Genomic DNA, 17,717 nt, shown 5'->3' on the forward strand with positions numbered 1-17,717 from the left:
CACCTGTAAGGGAAACCAAACCGATGAACGCACCCGTCCAGACGAACCAAAAGGCCGAGCTGCTCCAGAACACCGTCGAACACGTCGACATCACCTCGTTCGACGCCCGCCCGATCATCGACAGCATGCGCAAGATGTCGTTTTCGAGCCGCGACACCGCCCGCGCCGCCGACATCTTCAACATGGCGCTGGAGGACGAGAGCTGCTCGCCCTGGCTGATCCTGGCCGGATCGACCTCGGCCGGCGGCTGCATGCACGTGTACCGCGACATGGTGAAGTTCGGCATGATCGACGCCGTGGTCGCCACCGGCGCCTCGATCGTCGACATGGATTTCTTCGAGGCGCTCGGCTTCAAACACTATCAGGCGGCCGGTCCGGTCGACGACAACGTGCTGCGCGAGAACTACATCGACCGCATCTACGACACCTATATCGACGAGGAAGAGCTCCAGGCCTGCGACCACACCATCCTGGAGATCGCCAACCGTCTGGAGCCGCGCGGCTATTCCAGCCGCGAGTTCATCTGGGAGATGGGCAAGTGGCTGTCGGAGGGGAACGCCAAGAAGGAAGGCAGCCTGATCCAGACCGCCTATGAGATGGGCGTGCCGATCTTCTGCCCGGCCTTCGTCGACAGCTCGGCCGGCTTCGGGCTGGTCAAGCATCAGAAGGAGCGGGCCGCTGCCGGCCAGCCCTATATGATGCTGGACGCCATCGCCGACTTCCGCGAACTGACCGACATCAAGATCGCGGCCGGCACCACCGGCCTGTTCATGGTCGGCGGCGGGGTGCCGAAGAACTTCGCCCAGGACACCGTCGTCTGCGCCGAAATCCTCGGCGTCGAGGCCGACATGCACAAGTATGCGGTCCAGATCACCGTCGCCGACGTGCGCGACGGCGCCTGCTCGTCCTCGACGCTCAAGGAGGCGGCGTCATGGGGCAAGGTCGACACCACCTTCGAACAGATGGTCTTCGCCGAGGCGACCACCGTCGTGCCGCTGATCGGCTCGGACGCCTATCATCGCGGCGCGTGGAAAGGCCGCGCCCCGCGCCGCTGGCAGAAGCTGTTCGAACAGGCCTGACGGCCCGGGCCCGGGCCCGGGTCAGTCCCTGACCCGGGTCCAGCCCTTGTCGTCCATGCAGCGGACGAAGGCGGTCGAGCCCTCTCCGCCGCCGGTGCGGGCGCGGCAGTCATCGCGCGCGCCGTCGAAAGGCTGGGCGCCCTCGCCGGTCCAGCTGTAGCCGTCATTGGCGTCGATGACGGTGACGCAGGCTGACAGGCCGAGCATCGCGATGGCGGACAGGGCGGCGAGCGGGATCGAGCGTTTCATAAGGCGGATGTCTCCATGGGCGTAAGAGCCCGAGCTTTGCCGCAGCCTCCGCTCTGACGGCAGTTAAATCTCGGTCAGGTCGATGACTTCGCGGTAAGCTTCGCCGTCGCGGAACCGGCGGGTTCCTGATCCGCTTCTCTGACGTCGAGAAGGAGCCCGCCATGTCCGATCAGGAAAAGCCCGAAACCACAGAGGCCAGGGAAGCCGAAGCCGCCGGGGAGAAGCCGGATCTCGGGCACAAGCCCGACGCCCTGACCGAGGCCCTGACCGGCACCAACGTCGGATCGGACACGCGAGCCGGATCGCTGCGCGGCGGCTCCGCGTCGGGCTCGGATGTCGATCCCGATCAGGAGGCGATCGACGAGAGCCTCGCCACCGAGGGCATGGCCTCGGCTGGCGGAGAGACGCGCGATGAAGGCGGCGCCAATGGCGAATCCAGCGTCAACAACGTCGGACGGCGCGCCAAAGACGGCGGCTCGACCAGCGCCGACGCCGCCAGCGGCTGAGCCCGCCTTGCGGCCGAGCGCCGGCTCGTCCACGGTGACGTCAAGACGTTTGGGCCCGCTGGGCCTTTGAGGAACGCGATGGGGATGAAAGCTTGGATGGCCGGCCTGGCCGTGGCCATGGTCCTCGCGGCCTGCGGGCAGGCCGAGCCCGAAGAGGCCGCCGCAGCTGAGGCGGAAGCGCCGGCCGACGACGCGAGCTCTCCCGGTGACGGCGAGACGGAGGCGGCGGTCGAAACGCCTGGCGCACCGGCCCAGGCCGCCGCTGAGGACGCGCCCGCCTTTGCCCTCATCTATCCCGGCGGCCAGATCGCGCCGCCCGTCGAGGGCGATGCGCCCACGACCGACCAGGTCGCCTATATGACCGACGCCAGCCCCGATCAGGTGCTCGATTTCTATCAGAGCGAAGCCGAAAAGGCCGGGCTCAGCCCAGTCATGGCCTTGCGTCAGGGCGAAAGGGGCGGCTTCGGCGCCCTGTCGGCCACCACCGGCGAGAGCCTGGATGTCTGGGCCGAGCAGGTCGATGGGCAGACGCGGGTCACCCTGTCGTGGGAAACCGGCCGCGAGGGCTGAGGCCGTCCCGCCCTGATGCGAAGCGTCGCATTGATCGCCCCATCAACGCTCGCTTGAATGGCGCCGCTTTCATCCTGACGCCGCCGGAGATCTCATGACCCGTTCCGCCCTCATGGCCTGCGCCGCCGCCCTGTGCCTGCTCGCCCCCGGTGAGGTGTACGCCCAGAACCGGGTGTCCATCGATCTGCCGGACAATGCGGCGCGCGCGGCGGCTCCGGCGGCTCGCGCGGTCAACTTCGCGGCCGAGGCCGGAGCGCCGGGCGGAACCCTGATCCTGCCGATGCGGCCGGGCGATACGGCAGCGGGACGCGCACCGATGCTGTCGGAGGCCGAGCGCCGCATGGTCGACGCCGCCCTGACCTCGGCCGCGTTCGAAGGCCAGGCCCGCCGGACCGAAACCCTGCGCGGGATCGGCGAGTGGGATCGGATCATCGTCGTCGGCGTGGGGGACGCCTCGGACCTGGCGGCCGTTCAACTGTCGGGCGCCGTGGTCGGTCGCCTGCTGGTGTCGGACATGGCCCCGGCCACCCTGTCGGTGCAGGGCCTGCCGGCCAGTGTGGCGGCCGAACTCACCACGGGTTTCGGCATCGGCCACTATCGCTCGGACCTCTACAGCACCACGCGCGAGGCCGGGGTTCCGGGGGGCTTGAGCGTCGTCGGCGACGCGGCGGCGGGCGCCGAGCCGCTCTATCGCGGACGCGGCCAGCCCCTTGTCGAGGCCATGACCTGGACCCGCGACATCGCCAACGAGCCGGCCAATAGCGTCTATCCCCAGACTTTCGTGGAGCGCGCCCAGGCCGCCTTCCGGGGCGTCGACAACGTCTCGATCGAGGTGCTGGACGAGGCCGCCATGCAGCGGCTGGGCATGGGGGCGATCCTGGGCGTCGGGCGCGGCTCGCACCGTCCGCCCCGGATGCTGATCGTCCGCTATCAGGGCGCCGGCGGCCAGCCGGTCGTCCTGGCGGGCAAGGGCATCACCTTCGACACCGGCGGCATCTCGCTGAAGCCCGGCGCGGGCATGGGCAATATGAAGATGGACATGTCGGGGGCCGCCGGGGTGGTCGGCGCGACACTGGCCCTCGCCAAATCCCAGGCGCCGGTGAATGTCGTGGCTATCGCCGCCCTGGCCGAGAACATGCCGGACGGCCAGGCCATCCGCCCCGCCGACGTGCTGACCGCCATGGACGGCACCACCATCGAGATCATCTCGACCGATGCCGAAGGTCGGCTGGTGCTGGCCGACGCCATCGCCTGGGCGGAGGCCAATCTCGATCCCGCCGTGATCGTCGATATGGCCACCCTGACGGGTTCGGTCGGCGGAGCCCTGGGCGGGGAATACGCCGGCTTGTTCAGCCGTCACGACGCCCTGGCGGATCAGCTGATCGCCGCCGGACGGGCGACCGGCGAGGGCGTGTGGCGGCTTCCGCTGCATCCCAGCTACGCCGCCGACATGGCGTCCAGCATCGCCGATCTGCAGAACACCGGCGGCTCCGGCGCGGGGGCCGGGACGGGCGCCCACTTCATCGGCCACTTCGTCGAGGAGGACACCCCCTGGGCCCACATCGACATGGCCAACATGGCCTATGGCGGAGCCAATGACTGGAAGCCGGACGGCTCGTTCGGCTACGGCGTGCGTCTGCTGGAGCGTTTCGTCCGCGACTATCAACCGGTTCCGGCCGGGCGCGCCGAGGGCGGCCGCTAGGTCGGGGTCAGAACCAGCGCTCCGAGACGCCCTCGTCGTTCCAGTCGCCGCCGGTATCGAGCACCGAGTCGAGCTGGATCAGGCGGTGCAGCAGCACCCCGACGGCCACCCCCATCAGGCCGACCGCCAGCAGGGTCGCGCCCGAGCCGACGCCGATCTTTCCGGCGCGGGTCAGGTGACGCTCGTCATCGAGAAAGCGGATCCGGTCCATCAGGCGGCTTCCTTTGCGCGCATGACCTTCTTGACCTTGGTCATGGCCCGGTCGCGGCGCAGGCGCGACAGGTGGTCGATGAACAGCACGCCGTTCAGGTGGTCGATCTCGTGCTGGATACAGGTGGCGAACAGGCCGTCGGCCTCGCGTTCCTGCCGCTGGCCGTACAGGTCCAGCCAGGCGACCCTGACCCGCGCCGGCCGCTTCACCTCGTCGAAATAGTCGGGGATGGACAGGCAGCCTTCCTCATAGGTCGACAGCTCGTCCGAGGCCCACAGGATCTCCGGATTGACGAAGACCATGGGATTGCGCGCCGGCTCGGCGTCTTCGGAGGCGTCGTCCGGTTCGCCGTCGCCGACATCCATCACCACCACGCGGCGCAGATCGCCGATCTGGATCGCGGCAAGGCCGATGCCCGGCGCGTCGTACATGGTCTCCAGCATGTCGGCGGCCAGCGTCTTCACGTCCTCGTCGATCGCGGCCACGGGGGCGCAGACCTGTTTCAGCACCTGCAGATCGGCGGGCTTGTCGACGGTGAGGATACGGCGAAGGGACATGCGGCGGAGGTAGGCCCGGCGCCCGCGCCGGTCAAGCGAGGCGACGCGTCGCGCCGAGGTCAACCCGCCGCCGGCGCGCCGGACATGAGCGCCACGCTCAGGATCTGCCAGGCCGCGAAGAGCAGACCGGCCAGGGCGACGGCCAGTCCGGTCATCATGCCCTTGCGTCGACGATCCAGCATGGCGTCGAACCGCTCGGGGTCCTCGGCGCGAGACACGGTGCGGGCCCGGTCGCCGGGGCGCCGGGGCGCCGGATCAGGCCCGTTCGGCGCGCTGCCGTCCAGGGCAGTCCATCGCGCAGCGCAAGATACAATCCCGCCAGCAAGGCGCCGAGCGCGGCCAGAATTCCGATCATGGGACCCTCCGATCGTCCGTCCCTATCACGAAAGGGATGCCCCCGTAACGCATAAGGCGCACCGGGCCGTTCCGACACACGCGGGAGTGGCGCCATAGATGCATCCGCCCCCTCGACCACGCTCTGTGGTTGTATCAGGAGGGGACATCATGTCCAAGTTCATCATCGCGGCGGCCGTGGCCGTCATCGCCGCCTCGGCTTCGGTTTCGGCGGAGGCCGGCGACCGGGGTCGCCACAACGACCGCCATCAGGCCCGCTCCAGCGGCGGCCTGCTGGGTCTGGGCCTGAACGTCGGCGGCCGCGGCGGCCTGCTCGACCTCGACGCCCGGGTCGGCGGGAACCGGCGGGGCGGCCTTGTCGATCTCGATGTCGATGTCGGCGGGCGCGACCGGGATCGCGGTCAGCGCGGCCGCCAGTCCGGCGGCCTGATCGACGCCGACGTCAATGTCGGCGGCGGGCGCGGACTGATCGACGCCGACGTCACTGTCGGCGGACGCGACCGTCGCGATCGCCACGACAGCCGCCGCAACGACCGTCGCAATGATCGTCGCGGCGGGTCGGCCATCGATCTGGACGTCGGCATCCTGCAGGGCGGCGTCGGCGGCTACTGAACCGCCCACCCCTGCCCCCGGCCAGGCCCCGTCTATTCCCGCCCGGGAAGCAGGCGGGGCCTGCGCTCGGCGTCGATCGCCACATAGGTGAAGACGCCCTCGGTCACCTTGATCGACTCCTGGCCATAGCGCGGCCGCTTCCAGGCCTCGACACGTACCCCGACGGAAGTCCGGCCGGTGCGCACCACCCGGGCGTAGATCGAGACCTCGTCGCCCACCGACACCGGCTGGTGGAACACCATCCCGTCCACCGCCACGGTCGAGCACCGCCCCTGGGCGACCTGAAACGCCGGGGTCGCCCCCGCCAGGTCCATGTGCGCCAAGAGCCAGCCGCCGAAGATGTCGCCCTCGGGGTTGGTGTCGGCCGGCATGGCGATCACCCGTCCGACGGGTTCGCCCTCGGGCAGGGTGGGAGATGAGGCGTCGGTCATCCCGCCTCTTAGGCCGCGTCGTCGTCGAATGACAACGGCTCGCCGTCAGGCCCCAGATAGGTCCACAGCGGCCGGCCGTGCTGGTCCCGCGGCGGCGGCGCCACCGGCTCGCCGCGCCGGGCCTTCTCCACCTCCTCGTCGCGCCACTGCTCGCCCTGCGGCCCGATCCAGCCGCCGCGCAGCAGCACCGCCCGCTCCATCTGGTACCAGTCGCCGGGCAGGGGCTCGACCCGCACGCCCGTCTCGATCTCGCGCGCCACGGCCCAGCGCGCCCACGACAGGATCGCCTCGCGGATGTCGCGCGCCACCAGCACCGTGGCGTTCCAGTGCTCCTTGCGCTGCTCTTCCTTCCACTGCCAATAGCGGCTCTTGGCCGGATGCGAATGTCGGCCGTCGGGGTCGATAGCCAGAAGCGCTCTCAGAACCGCCTGATCCCCGGTGATGCAGTCGACCAGCTGGTCCAGCGTCACCGTCCCCCGGCCACCCCGCCCGCCGCCGCTCGCGGCCGCCTCCCGCGCCTTGGCCGCCTGGCTCAGGCTCGCGGCCAGCGCCGCCAGCGTCCTCGCCTCGCCCAGCCGGTTCTGCCGCATCGCCTCGGCCACGCCACTCAACGCCTGCCGCGCCAGCACCGCCGGATCGCCCGCGTCGTCGAACGGGTCCAGCGGCGGGACCAGCAGGTCCTCCAGCACCACCCCCTGGCCCTTGGCCCGCTCCCGCGCCCGCGCCTGTCGCGGCCGAGACCAGCCATGCCGACGCGCGCGGCGCCAGATATTGTCCGCCGTCACCCCATAGCGTTCGGCCAGCACCCGCGCCGGCGCTCCCGCCAGATACAGCTCCGCGATCAAATCCCAGGTCTCCGGCCCCTTGCGCTTGTACGGCGCGGGCCGCCGCCGCCGCGTCTTGGCCGGAGCGGCAGCCTCGGCCTCAGCCTCCGCCTCCCCGGCCTCCACCCGCGCAGCATGCTCCCGAGCCCGAGCGTCCCCCACCGCCGCCTTGGTGAACCCGTCCAGACAGGCCCGCCGATAGACCGACCCCGCCGACACCTTCCACTTCGCCGCCACCTCCTTCGCGCTGGCCCCGCCCGCATACTCCTCCGCGATCAAGGCCCAGGTCTCGGCCGACAGCCGATAATGCGTGGCGCGAGCAGGCGGAACGGCGCGGGACATGCCGAGGAGGTTGGCGCGCGCATGCGTCAGAAGCGGTCGGGGGTTAACCGTCTCTGACAGTGGCAGCTTAGAACCGATACTTGGCGAGAGCGCTTTCGTTGTTTCATGCTGTCGAAGCCGGCTTTAAGGTACGTCGGTCAGCCGACATGGACTGGCATCTTGAAGCGGCTGAGAAGAGGCTGAGGGCCATGTTTAGGCGATGGTTTGATCTGACGCTCGACCCAGATCACCATACCCATGACACTGACGGGCTTTATCGCCTTTTTGTGACCGCGGCACTGGCGATCATCGTTGTTTTCGCGGCCACCGTCTGGCTGGGGACGTGGGGTGAGCCAGGCCAGTTAGGGGATTTCTTCGGGGGGTTTCTCAACCCGATACTGACCTTCATCACGTTTATGGGTGTGCTTGCAACGATCCTGCTTCAACATCGCGAACTTAAAGAGACACGAGGTGAGCTCGCCAAATCAGCCGAGGCGCTCGCTACCCAGAACGATATATCTGGACGCCAGTTATTTGAGTCGTCATTTTTCCAGATGCTTTCACTTCACAACAGCATCGTGACGAGCATAGATCTTAATTTGGGAGATAGTAAGCAAAGACACGGACGAGACTGCTTCAACAACTTTCTTTCGCACCTCCAACGCGCGTATTTTTCAAAAAAGCGCGAAATGTCCGGAAGTGATGAGATAGACATTATAACTGAGGCATATAACGAATATTGGTCGCGAAAAAATACCGAGCTAGGACACTATTATAGACATCTATTCAATATCACACGCTACATCATAGCTCACCGCTACTTTCAGCCATATCACGGGAAGATGCTCAGATCGCAGCTATCGGATCAAGAACTCGTGCTGTTATACTACAATTCACTGACCACGCGAGGAGCGGCATTCAAAGATCTGGCGAAGAAAATCGATCTGTTCGACAATTTACCTAAAGAAATGCTTTTGGACCCTAGCCACATTAAATGGCTCTCAGACTTCTAGACAACAATTACTCGCTCGTGATCATTTTTTGCCAGCCGCGATCGTATCGCCATACGAAATTTTGGCGACACAAGCCGATAGGCGTTATTTTTAGGCGTTCTGCGAATCATAGGGCTGGATTCTTTGCTGAAGCCAGCCAGAATTTGTATTACATTTAGTCCTACATTCGCAGTGCTGACCGGAAATTCGTCCCGAACAATCCGTTCAATGTCGGTCGATGTGAAATCCTCAGTTTCGCACTGACCAAGAGCAAAGATGACCTGATTCTTGCGTCCTGCGCGCGTCTCTCGAGCGTTCATTATCCCGTCAATGATGGCCCAATCCGCCGAGAGATACTCATCCATCCACTGCCTCTCCGCGATTGATACTACCTCGTTAGAAATTTCTCCATCGTTTTTAATGGCTTCATAGGCAATATTAAGACAAAACTCATGAATATGCTGAGCGATTCTGTCAGTCTTCCAGGATATATCATGGAGCAACTGCGTTTTATCGACAGTTATATTGAGTCCAATCTCTCTTTCTAATCCTCTCTCAATAAGATCAACGGCCTCCGCCTGACTCATTCTTGCTACCTCAGGAATCTCCGTCAATCGATTTGAGATCGTAGACCCGCTTGCAAGCTTCGAAATCATGGCGCGAATGTCATTGGGCGTGCCGACGATAACGATTTTTACATTAGCGGCCGCGACCGATTCATCGTCAGCGGATATTATCGCAGCCGCGATTTCACGAAGTATTTTATCATTGTCCACCACCTGTTCAAAGTTATCTAAAACAAGGACGGCTTGGCGAGACCCCGCCTGATGGCGAATATATTGCACAAAACGGAGCAACGAACTGACAGAACCAAAGTCAGGTTCGATACCAGACTCGGCCATCTTGCTTTCGATTGCAGCAGAAAGGCTCCCCATCGAGTCAGCGGTCGAGAGGTTCATCACCTGTGTGAAGACGTCGAGTTCACGGAAAATCTTTTTGTAAAGCCAAGTCTTACCGTTTCCACTTTCGCCATGGATAACAATAAATTTTGTGGAGCTCAAAGCACGACGAAGCTTTTCTTCTAACTCTTCACGCCGAACATACATCCGATCATTGATGTCAGATGCTCTGGGCGTGAACACCCTTGCTGGCGGGTTCGTAGGTGTAAATTTCGGCATGCCCACTCCCTAAGGTAGATCGGCCAAACCCTCAATCCCCATCCATCTTCAGCGCCGCGATGAAGGCTTCCTGCGGGATCTCGACCTTGCCGAACTGGCGCATCCGCTTCTTGCCTTCCTTCTGTTTCTCCAGAAGCTTCTTCTTTCGCGTCGCGTCGCCGCCGTAGCATTTGGCGGTGACGTCCTTCCTCAGCGCGCGGACCGTCTCGCGGGCGATGATCTTGCCGCCGATGGCGGCCTGGATCGGGATCTGGAACAGGTGCGAGGGGATCAGCTCCTTCATCTTCTCGACCATGCCCCGGCCGCGCGTCTCGGCGCGTGAGCGGTGGACCAGCATCGACAGGGCGTCCACCGGCTCGGCGTTGACCAGGATGTTCATCTTGACCAGGTCGCCGACGCGGTAGTCGGCCAGCTCGTAGTCGAAGCTGGCGTATCCCTTTGAGATGGATTTCAGCCGGTCGTAGAAGTCGAACACCACCTCGTTCAGCGGCAGCTCATAGACCACCATGGCGCGGCTGCCGACATAGGACAGCTCCTTCTGCTCGCCGCGGCGGTCCTGGCACAGCTTGATCACCCCGCCCAGATACTCGTCCGGGGTCATGATGGTGGCCTTGATCCAGGGCTCGGAGATTTCCAGGATCTGCATCACGTCGGGCAGGTCGGCCGGGTTGTGCAGGTCGACGTCCGAGCCGTCGCGCAGCTTCAGCTTATAGACCACCGACGGCGCGGTCGCGATCAGGTCCAGATTGAATTCGCGGCTGAGACGCTCCTGGATGATCTCCAGGTGCAGCAGCCCCAGGAATCCGCAGCGGAAGCCGAAGCCGAGGGCGGCCGAGCTCTCCATCTCATAGGTGAAGGAGGCGTCGTTCAGGCGCAGGCGGCCGATGGCGGCGCGCAGGTCCTCGAAATCGGCGGCGTCGACCGGGAACAGGCCGCAGAACACCACCGACTGCACCTCCTTGAACCCCTTCAGCGGGGCGTCGGTGGGCTTCTTCTCGTCGGTGATGGTGTCGCCGACGGCGGCGTGGGCGACCTCCTTGATCTGGGCGGTGATGAAGCCGATCTCGCCGGGCCCCAGGCTCTCGACCGGGGTGTTCTTGGGCAGAAAGACCCCGACCCGGTCGACCAGGTGGGTCGAGCCGTTCTGCATCATCTTGACCCGCATCCCGGCCTTCAGCCGGCCATCGAAGACGCGGACCAGCAGCACCACGCCCAGGTACGGGTCGTACCAGGCGTCGACCAGCATGGCCTTCAGCGGCTTGGTCTCGTCGCCCTGGGGCGCGGGCAGGCGGGTGACGACGGCCTCCAGCACGTCGGCGATGCCGATGCCCGACTTGGCCGAACACAGCACGGCGTCGGAGGCGTCGATGCCGATGACGTCCTCGATCTGGGCGCGGACCCGCTCGGGCTCGGCGGCCGGCAGATCGATCTTGTTCAGGACGGGGACGATCTCGTGATTGTTGTCGATCGCCTGATAGACATTGGCCAGGGTCTGGGCCTCGACCCCTTGCGACGCATCCACCACCAGGATCGAGCCCTCGCAGGCGGCCAGGCTGCGGCTGACCTCATAGGCGAAGTCCACATGGCCCGGCGTGTCCATCAGGTTCAGGACATAGGTTTCCCCATCCTGGGCGGTGTAGTTCAGACGCACGGTCTGCGCCTTGATGGTGATCCCCCGCTCCTGCTCGATCTCCATATTGTCGAGCACCTGGGAGCTCATCTCGCGCGCCGTCAGCCCCCCGGTTTCCTGGATCAGCCGATCGGAAAGCGTTGATTTCCCATGATCAATATGGGCGACGATCGAAAAGTTGCGGATGCGCTGGAGGGGGGTGTTCGACATGGCGCCCGGCGCCTACCACGCCCGGCCCCCGCGCGCGAGGCCCGGACCCCATTGGCGCCGCCGAGATTAAACCTTGGTCATTCGGCGCTCCGCCGGTTTTCGGACACGCGGCCGTGATCTAAGGGGGTTCGATCGGCCTCCCCGCCGCCGTTATCAGGGACGTCTCCGCGTGCTGACCCGCCCCTCTCGCCTGCCGCTCCGCCTCGCCATCCTCGCCGCCGTGCTCGGCCTCGCCGCCTGTCATGGCGGGCAGGAAGCGGGTGCGGAAAAGGAGGGCGCCGCCTCCAGCCAAACCGTCACCGTGAGCACCGCCCGAACCGCGGCGCTGGACCGCACCGTCACGGCGTCCGGCGCGATCTCGGCCTGGGAAGAGGTGCCGGTCGGCGCCGAGGCCGGAGGCCTGACCGCCGTCGCCGTGCTGGCCGACGAGGGCCAGTATGTGCGCCAGGGCCAACCCCTGGTGCGGATGAACGACACCCTGTTGCGAGCGCAACTGACCCAGCAGCAGGCGTCGGTCGAGGCCGCCGAAGCCAACGCCGACCGCGAGGCGGGCGACCTGTCGCGGGCTCGTGAACTGAACGGACGGGGCTTCCTGTCCCAGGCGTCGCTGGATCTCGCCATCTCCGAGGAGCGCTCGGCCCAGGCCCAGCTCAGCCAGAGCCGGGCCGCCTTGGCCGAGACCCGCGCCCGTCTGGACCAGGCGGTAATCCGTGCGCCCGTGTCCGGCCTGATCATCAGCCGCAGCGTCACCCGAGGCCAGATCGTCGACGCCGGGGTCGAACTGTTCCGCCTGGTGCGCGACGGCCGGCTGGAGCTGGACGCCCAAGTTCCCGAGACCGAGCTGAATCTTGTCCGCGCCGGACAATCGGCGACGGTCAGCTCCGACCAGGTCGGCCAGGCGGCGGGCCGGGTGCGCATCGTGACGCCCGAGGTCGACGCCGAGACGCGCCTGGGGGTGGCGCGCATCGCCCTCGCGGCACCCGGATCCTTCCGTCCCGGCATGTTCGGCCGCGCCGAGATCGCCGTGGGGGCCCAGCCTGCCGTGGTGGTGCCGACAGCCTCGGTGCTGTTCCGCGAGAACCGCGCCGGCGTCTATGTGCTGGGCGCCGAGAACCGCGTCCGCTTCCAACCCGTGCGGGTGTTGGCCAGGTCCGAAGCCGAGACCTCGGTCGACGGCGTGGCCGAGGGCGCGCGCGTCGTGGTCGAGGGCGCCGGCTTCCTCGGCGAGGGCGATGTGGTGCGCGTGGTCCAGCCGACCGCCGCACCGGCTCGCCCCGCTCCCGCCCCGGCCGCCAAGACGGCCGGCTGAGGTCCGGCCATGAACCAGATTTCCTCCTGGTCGATCCGCAACCCGATCCCGATCATCCTGCTGTTCGTGCTGCTGACCCTCGCCGGGGTGATCAGCTTCATGGGCATGCGGGTGAACAACAACCCGGACATCGACTTTCCGCTGGTCGCCGTCACGGCCGCCCGGCCGGGCGCCGCACCGGCGGAGATGGAGGTGCAGGTCACGCGCCTGATCGAGGATTCGATCACCGGCCTGGCCGGGGTGCGGCGGGTCTATTCCAACATCACCGACGGCGTGTCCTCGACCACCATCGAGTTCGAGCTGGGCACCGACACCGAGCGCGCCACCAACGATGTGCGCAACGCCATGTCTGGCCTGCGCGCCGACCTGCCCCAGGACATGCAGGAGCCGGCGGTCCAGCGCATCGACATCACCGGCGACGCCCTGATCACCTATGTGGTTCGCTCGCCGACGATGAGCCCCGAGGAGATCAGCTGGTTCATCGACAACGACATGAGCCGAGCGCTGCTGGCGGTGGGCGGGGTTGGCGAAGTCAACCGCTCGGGCGGCGTGGATCGCGAGATTCGGGTCGAGCTGGATCCCGACCGGCTGGCCTCTTACGGCGTCACGGCGGCGGCGATCAGCCAGGCCCTGACCAGCGTCAATTCCGACCTGCCGGGCGGCCGCGTCACCGTGGCCGGGTCCGAGCGGGCGATCCGCACCCTGGGCTCGGCCGATTCCGTCGAGCAGCTGGGTGAGACTCTGATTCCGCTGCAAAGCGGACGCACCGTCAGGCTCGGCGACTTGGGCGCAGTGACCGACAGCTGGTCCGAGCCGCGCCGCCTGGCCCGCTACAATGGTCAGGAGGCGGTGACCTTCAGCTTCCTGCGGTCGCGCACGGCGTCCGAGGTGACCGTGGCGCAGCGCGTTCGCGAAGTTGTGGCCGACATCGACGAAGCCCGCGACGACCTGACCATCGAACAGGTCACCGCCAGCGTTGAATATATCGAGGAGAGCTATCTGGCCTCGATCGAGGCGCTGCTGCTGGGCGCGGCTCTGGCCGTCGTGGTGGTGTTCATCTTCCTGAGGGACTGGCGAGCCACGGTGATCGCGGCCACGGCCATGCCGCTGTCGCTGATCCCGACCTTCATGATCCTGGGCCCACTGGATCAGTCCCTGAACGTAGTGACGCTGCTGGCGCTGTCGCTGACCATCGGCATTCTGGTCGATGACGCCATCGTCGAGATCGAGAACATCGTCCGACATATGCGAGGCGGGAAGTCGCCGTATGACGCCTCGATCGAAGCGGCCGACGAGATCGGCCTGGCGGTGGTCGCCACCACCTCGACCATCATCGCCGTGTTCGCGCCCGTCGGATTCATGCCCGGCATCGTCGGCCAGTTCTTCAAGGCCTTCGCCCTGGCGGCTTGTGTGTCGGTGGCCTTCTCCCTGCTGGTCGCGCGTACCCTGACGCCTCTGATGGCGGCCTATATGCTGCGCCACACCAAGCACGAGGACCGCGATCCGCCGTGGATGGGCGGCTATCTGCGCGCGCTTTCCTGGTGCCTGAAGAACCGCTGGAAGGTGTTCGGCCTGGGCATCGCCCTGTTCGCCGGCTGCATCGTACTGGGCTCGCGCCTGGCCTTCGAGTTCCAGCCGACCGCCGACCAGTCGCGGGCCGCCTTCCAGGTCGAGCTGCCGCCGGGATCGACCCTGCGCCAGACCGACACGGTGGTGCAGCGGGTGACCCGCGAGCTGCAGGCCCGTCCCGAGGTGACCTCGGTCTATGCCGCCGTCGGCGGTCAAGACGTCAATCAAGCAAACGTCTACGCCGACATGGTCCAGCCGGGCCAGCGCGACCTGACCCAACAGCAGTTCGCCCGCGAGATGGTCGATCAGTTCGACGCCATCCCCGGCGCGCGCATCGCCGCCGGCATCGCCCAGCAGGGTGGCGGCCCGTCGGACGGCACCCGCTACACCTTCTCCATCCTGTCGGATGATCCCGAGGCGCTGGAGGAGGCGGCGAGGCGCATCGAGTCCGAGATGCGGGGCGTCCCCGGACTGGCCAATGTGGTCAACTCCGCCGCGATCGCCCGGCCCGAGATCCTGGTCACTCCCCGCCCGGATCAGGCCGCACTGGTCGGAGTGTCCACCGGCGCTATCTCCCAGGCGGTGCGGGTCGCCACCATCGGCGACGTCGATCAGAACCTGCCCAAGTTCAATCTCGGCGACCGTCAGATCCCGATCCGCCTGGTGCTGACGGAAGACGCCCGCTCCGACCTGTCGGTGATCGAGACCCTGCGCGTGCCGACGGCGTCGGGCGCGACTGTGCCGCTGTCATCGGTCGCCACGATCGAATTTGGCGCGGGCCCGGCGACGGTCAGCCGCCAGGACCGCGCCCGTGTCGCCTCCATCACTGCGGAATTGGACGGCATCCTGACGGGAGAAGCCTCGCGCCGGGTGCAGCAACTGGCGTCGGTCCAGAACCTGCCCGCCGGGGTGCGCCAGGTCCCGGCCGGCGACGCCGAGTTCATTCAGGAGATGGTCACGGGCTTCGCCATCGCTTTCGCCACGGGCATCCTGCTCATGTATGCGGTGCTGGTCCTGCTGTTCAAAAGCTTCGCCTATCCGATCACCATCATGGCGGCCCTGCCCCTGGCCATCGGCGGCGCCTTCGTCGGTCTGGTGCTGATGGGGTCCAGCTTCTCGCTGTCGTCCCTGATCGGCGTGCTGATGCTGATGGGCATCGCGGCCAAGAACTCCATCCTGCTGGTCGACTACATCATCATGGCCGAGAAGGACGGGATGAGCCGCTGGGACGCCATCATGGACGCGGCCCACAAGCGGGCGCGCCCAATCCTGATGACCACCTTCGCCATGGGCGCGGGGATGGTGCCGGTGGCGGTGGGCTGGGGCGCCGATGTCGAGTTCCGCTCGCCCATGGCTATTGCCGTGGTCGGCGGTCTGATCTCTTCGACCTTCCTGTCGCTGCTCTACATCCCGGCCATCTTCACCATCGTCGACGACATCGCCGGCTGGCTGAAGCGCCGCATCGGCGGCCGGTTCACCGGGCATCGCCGGGTTGAGGGCGAGGCGCCAGCGCCGGCGGAGTAGAAACGCTCAGCCCGGCCGACCGCCGCCGGCCGCGATCCAGGCGTCCACGCGGTCTTCCAGCACGCCCAGCGGCACGGCGCCGCCGCCCAGCACCACGGCGTGGAAGTCGCGGATGTCGAAGCGGTCGCCGAGGGCGTCGCGGGCCCTGGCGCGCAGCTCGAGGATCTTGAGCTGTCCGATCTTATAGCTGGTCGCCTGGCCGGGGTTGGTGATGTAGCGCTCGACCTCCTTGACGATGTCGCGCTCGGACAGAAGCGTGTTCTGCTGGAAGTATTCGATGGCCCGTTCGCGGCTCCAGCGCTTGGCGTGCAGGCCGGTGTCGGTGACCAGCCGGGCGGCGCGCCACAGCTCCAGCGACAGGCGGCCGAAGTCCGCATAGGGGTCCTGATAGAAACCCATCTCCTTGCCGAGTAGCTCGGAGTAGAGGCCCCAGCCTTCGGAAAAGGCGCCGTAGCCGCCGAAGCGGCGGAAGCGGGGCAGGCCTTCGATCTCCTGTACCAGGGCGATCTGGAAATGGTGGCCGGGCGCGCCCTCGTGATAGCTGATGGCCTCGACCTGGGGCTTCAGCACCTGGGTCATGTCGGCCAGATTGACGTAGTAGATGCCGGGCCGTGAGCCGTCCGGCGCCGGGCGATTGTAGAAGGCGACGGAGGCCGTCTCCTGGCGCCATTCCTCGACGGCGCGGACCTCCAGCTCAGCGCGCGGCAGGGTGTGGAACCACCGGGGCGCCACCTCCATGGCGTCGGCCACGGCGGCGCGGGCGTCGACAAGATAGGTTTCGCGGCCCTCGGCGGTGTTCGGATACTGGAAGCGCGGATCGGTCTTGATGTGGGCGAAGAAGTCCTGAAGCGAGCCGGTGAAGCCGACCCGGGTCTTGATGGCCTCCATCTCGCCCTGGATGCGGGCGACCTCGTCCAGGCCGATCTGGTGGACCTGGTCCGGGGTCAGGTCAGTGGTCGTGGATTGCCGCACCCGCTGGGCGTAGTAAGCCGCGCCGTCGGGCAGCCGCCACACGCCGTCGTTGGAGGTCGCCATCGGCTGAAGACGCTGGATCGTCGCCAGGATCTGGTCATAGCCTCGCTTGAAGGGGCCGGTCAGGGCGGCGCGGCCGGCCGCCATCAGGCGAGTCTTTTCGGCCTCGGGCGCGTCGAGGGCGGCGACCTTTTCGGAGAAATCGGCCCAGACCGGATTGTCCCCTCCCCCGTCGAAGGGCGCGCCGGAGATGACGTTTCGGGTATCGGTCAGGGTGATCGGGAAAACGAAGGCGGGCGACACGAAGCCTTCCGCCGCGCGGCGTTCGGCGTCCGTCGAAATTTCACCCAGCACGCGCTCGAACTCGACCAGACGCGCGACATAGGCCTCGGCGTCGGCGACGCTGTCGATCCGGTGCGAATTGATCATGAACACCGGCAGGCTGGTCGCCGGATTGCCGTTGGCGGCGAAGACATAGCCGTGGTCGCGCCAGCGCTGGTTGGCGATCTGGCGCTCAACCTGCTCTTCGAACAAATCCCAGGAGAGCTGGCCCTGCGGCGACAGGGCGTCGCGGTCGAACCCGGCGGTCATCCGCGCCAGCTGGCTGCGCGCCAGGTCAAGCTCACGGTCGTCCGCAGCGGCGGTGTAGTCGTCGAGCCGGTCGTAGTGGGTCTTGATGCCGAGGGACGTCATCTGCTGCGGGCTCAACGCCACCCGCTCGTCGAAGGCCTGGTCCAGGAAGGCGGTGAATTGCGCGTCTTCGGCCCCGGCTGTCGGCGCCGCGACGTCAGGGTTCGGCGCGGTCGCGGCGGGCGCGGTGGCGCATCCGGCCAGCAGGGCGAGGGCGGCGGACGAGATCAGCAGACGGCGCATTCGGGCGCTCCTTGGCGACGGGACGGGGACCGTCCGCGAAGCGC

17 protein-coding genes are annotated in these 17,717 nt (G+C 66.7%); 8 read left to right on the plus strand and 9 right to left on the minus strand.

Features of this window, described 5'->3' with window-relative positions; translation table 11 throughout:
* The first annotated feature begins 23 nt into the window (after positions 1-23).
* Positions 24-1,079 (plus strand): 1,9-bis(guanidino)-5-aza-nonane synthase, encoded by a 1,056-nt coding sequence (locus tag EES48_RS12700; RefSeq protein WP_122467780.1) that lies wholly within the window; start codon positions 24-26, stop codon positions 1,077-1,079.
* Between the two features lie 21 nt (positions 1,080-1,100).
* Here EES48_RS12700 and EES48_RS12705 read toward each other — a convergent pair whose 3' ends face one another.
* Positions 1,101-1,328, minus strand: coding sequence for a hypothetical protein (locus EES48_RS12705; RefSeq protein ID WP_122467782.1), 228 nt, complete (start codon positions 1,326-1,328; stop codon positions 1,101-1,103).
* Between the two features lie 161 nt (positions 1,329-1,489).
* Here EES48_RS12705 and EES48_RS12710 point away from each other — a divergent pair, with 161 nt between their 5' ends.
* The 3 genes from EES48_RS12710 (at position 1,490) to EES48_RS12720 (ending at position 4,106) form a co-directional block, all read left to right on the plus strand.
* Positions 1,490-1,834: a ribonuclease gene (locus tag EES48_RS12710; RefSeq protein ID WP_205679475.1), complete on the plus strand. Its 345-nt coding sequence runs from the start codon at positions 1,490-1,492 to the stop codon at positions 1,832-1,834.
* Between the two features lie 96 nt (positions 1,835-1,930).
* Positions 1,931-2,404, plus strand: a complete 474-nt coding sequence (locus EES48_RS12715) for a hypothetical protein (protein WP_122467785.1) — start codon at positions 1,931-1,933, stop codon at positions 2,402-2,404.
* 94 nt (positions 2,405-2,498) lie between these two features.
* Positions 2,499-4,106, plus strand: coding sequence for a leucyl aminopeptidase family protein (locus EES48_RS12720; RefSeq protein WP_122467788.1), 1,608 nt, complete (start codon positions 2,499-2,501; stop codon positions 4,104-4,106).
* Positions 4,107-4,113: 7 nt separating this feature from the next.
* Here EES48_RS12720 and EES48_RS12725 read toward each other — a convergent pair whose 3' ends face one another.
* Genes EES48_RS12725 through EES48_RS14915 form a run of 3 tightly spaced genes read right to left on the minus strand, consistent with a single transcriptional unit; the run spans position 4,114 to position 5,092 of the window.
* A complete protein-coding gene (locus EES48_RS12725; RefSeq protein WP_122467790.1) occupies positions 4,114-4,317 on the minus strand; it encodes a hypothetical protein in 204 nt (67 codons plus the stop codon).
* Positions 4,317-4,874 (minus strand): peptide deformylase, encoded by a 558-nt coding sequence (gene def, locus EES48_RS12730; RefSeq protein ID WP_122467793.1) that lies wholly within the window; start codon positions 4,872-4,874, stop codon positions 4,317-4,319. Before def ends, EES48_RS12725 begins: the two co-directional genes overlap by 1 nt.
* A 59-nt stretch (positions 4,875-4,933) precedes the next feature.
* The gene (locus EES48_RS14915; protein WP_162998156.1) at positions 4,934-5,092 is read right to left on the minus strand and encodes a hypothetical protein; all 159 of its coding nucleotides are present in this window, start codon (positions 5,090-5,092) and stop codon (positions 4,934-4,936) included.
* Positions 5,093-5,378: 286 nt separating this feature from the next.
* Between EES48_RS14915 and EES48_RS12735 the strand changes: the two genes are divergently transcribed.
* Positions 5,379-5,840 carry a hypothetical protein gene (locus EES48_RS12735; RefSeq protein WP_122467796.1) on the plus strand — a complete coding sequence of 154 codons (462 nt, stop codon included), beginning with the start codon at positions 5,379-5,381 and terminating at the stop codon, positions 5,838-5,840.
* A 32-nt stretch (positions 5,841-5,872) separates the two neighbouring features.
* Here EES48_RS12735 and EES48_RS12740 read toward each other — a convergent pair whose 3' ends face one another.
* Positions 5,873-6,271, minus strand: a complete 399-nt coding sequence (locus EES48_RS12740) for an acyl-CoA thioesterase (protein ID WP_122467798.1) — start codon at positions 6,269-6,271, stop codon at positions 5,873-5,875.
* Positions 6,272-6,279: 8 nt separating this feature from the next.
* Positions 6,280-7,437, minus strand: coding sequence for a hypothetical protein (locus EES48_RS12745; protein ID WP_122467801.1), 1,158 nt, complete (start codon positions 7,435-7,437; stop codon positions 6,280-6,282).
* Between the two features lie 80 nt (positions 7,438-7,517).
* On the opposite strand from EES48_RS12745, the gene EES48_RS12750 reads away from it, so the two are divergent.
* Positions 7,518-8,429, plus strand: coding sequence for a putative phage abortive infection protein (locus EES48_RS12750; protein ID WP_162998157.1), 912 nt, complete (start codon positions 7,518-7,520; stop codon positions 8,427-8,429).
* Here the strand turns inward: EES48_RS12750 and EES48_RS12755 are convergent.
* Together EES48_RS12755 and lepA are read right to left on the minus strand one after the other, a co-directional pair.
* Complete coding sequence (locus EES48_RS12755) at positions 8,426-9,586, minus strand: ATP-binding protein (RefSeq protein WP_122467807.1); 1,161 nt, start codon at positions 9,584-9,586, stop codon at positions 8,426-8,428. The genes EES48_RS12750 and EES48_RS12755 overlap by 4 nt on opposite strands.
* A 31-nt stretch (positions 9,587-9,617) precedes the next feature.
* The gene (gene lepA / locus EES48_RS12760; protein WP_122467809.1) at positions 9,618-11,426 is read right to left on the minus strand and encodes a translation elongation factor 4; all 1,809 of its coding nucleotides are present in this window, start codon (positions 11,424-11,426) and stop codon (positions 9,618-9,620) included.
* A 169-nt stretch (positions 11,427-11,595) separates the two neighbouring features.
* On the opposite strand from lepA, the gene EES48_RS12765 reads away from it, so the two are divergent.
* On the plus strand, positions 11,596-12,735 hold the full coding sequence (locus tag EES48_RS12765; RefSeq protein ID WP_240623356.1) for an efflux RND transporter periplasmic adaptor subunit: 1,140 nt from the start codon (positions 11,596-11,598) through the stop codon (positions 12,733-12,735).
* Between the two features lie 9 nt (positions 12,736-12,744).
* Entirely contained in the window at positions 12,745-15,828 is a 3,084-nt protein-coding gene (locus tag EES48_RS12770) for an efflux RND transporter permease subunit (RefSeq protein ID WP_122467812.1), read from the plus strand.
* A 6-nt stretch (positions 15,829-15,834) separates the two neighbouring features.
* Here EES48_RS12770 and EES48_RS12775 read toward each other — a convergent pair whose 3' ends face one another.
* The gene (locus EES48_RS12775) at positions 15,835-17,673 is read right to left on the minus strand and encodes a DUF885 domain-containing protein (RefSeq protein ID WP_122467815.1); all 1,839 of its coding nucleotides are present in this window, start codon (positions 17,671-17,673) and stop codon (positions 15,835-15,837) included.
* Positions 17,674-17,717: the final 44 nt, after the last annotated feature.

This window comes from Brevundimonas lutea (assembly GCF_003704105.1).
Classification (GTDB): Bacteria; Pseudomonadota; Alphaproteobacteria; order Caulobacterales; family Caulobacteraceae; genus Brevundimonas; species Brevundimonas lutea.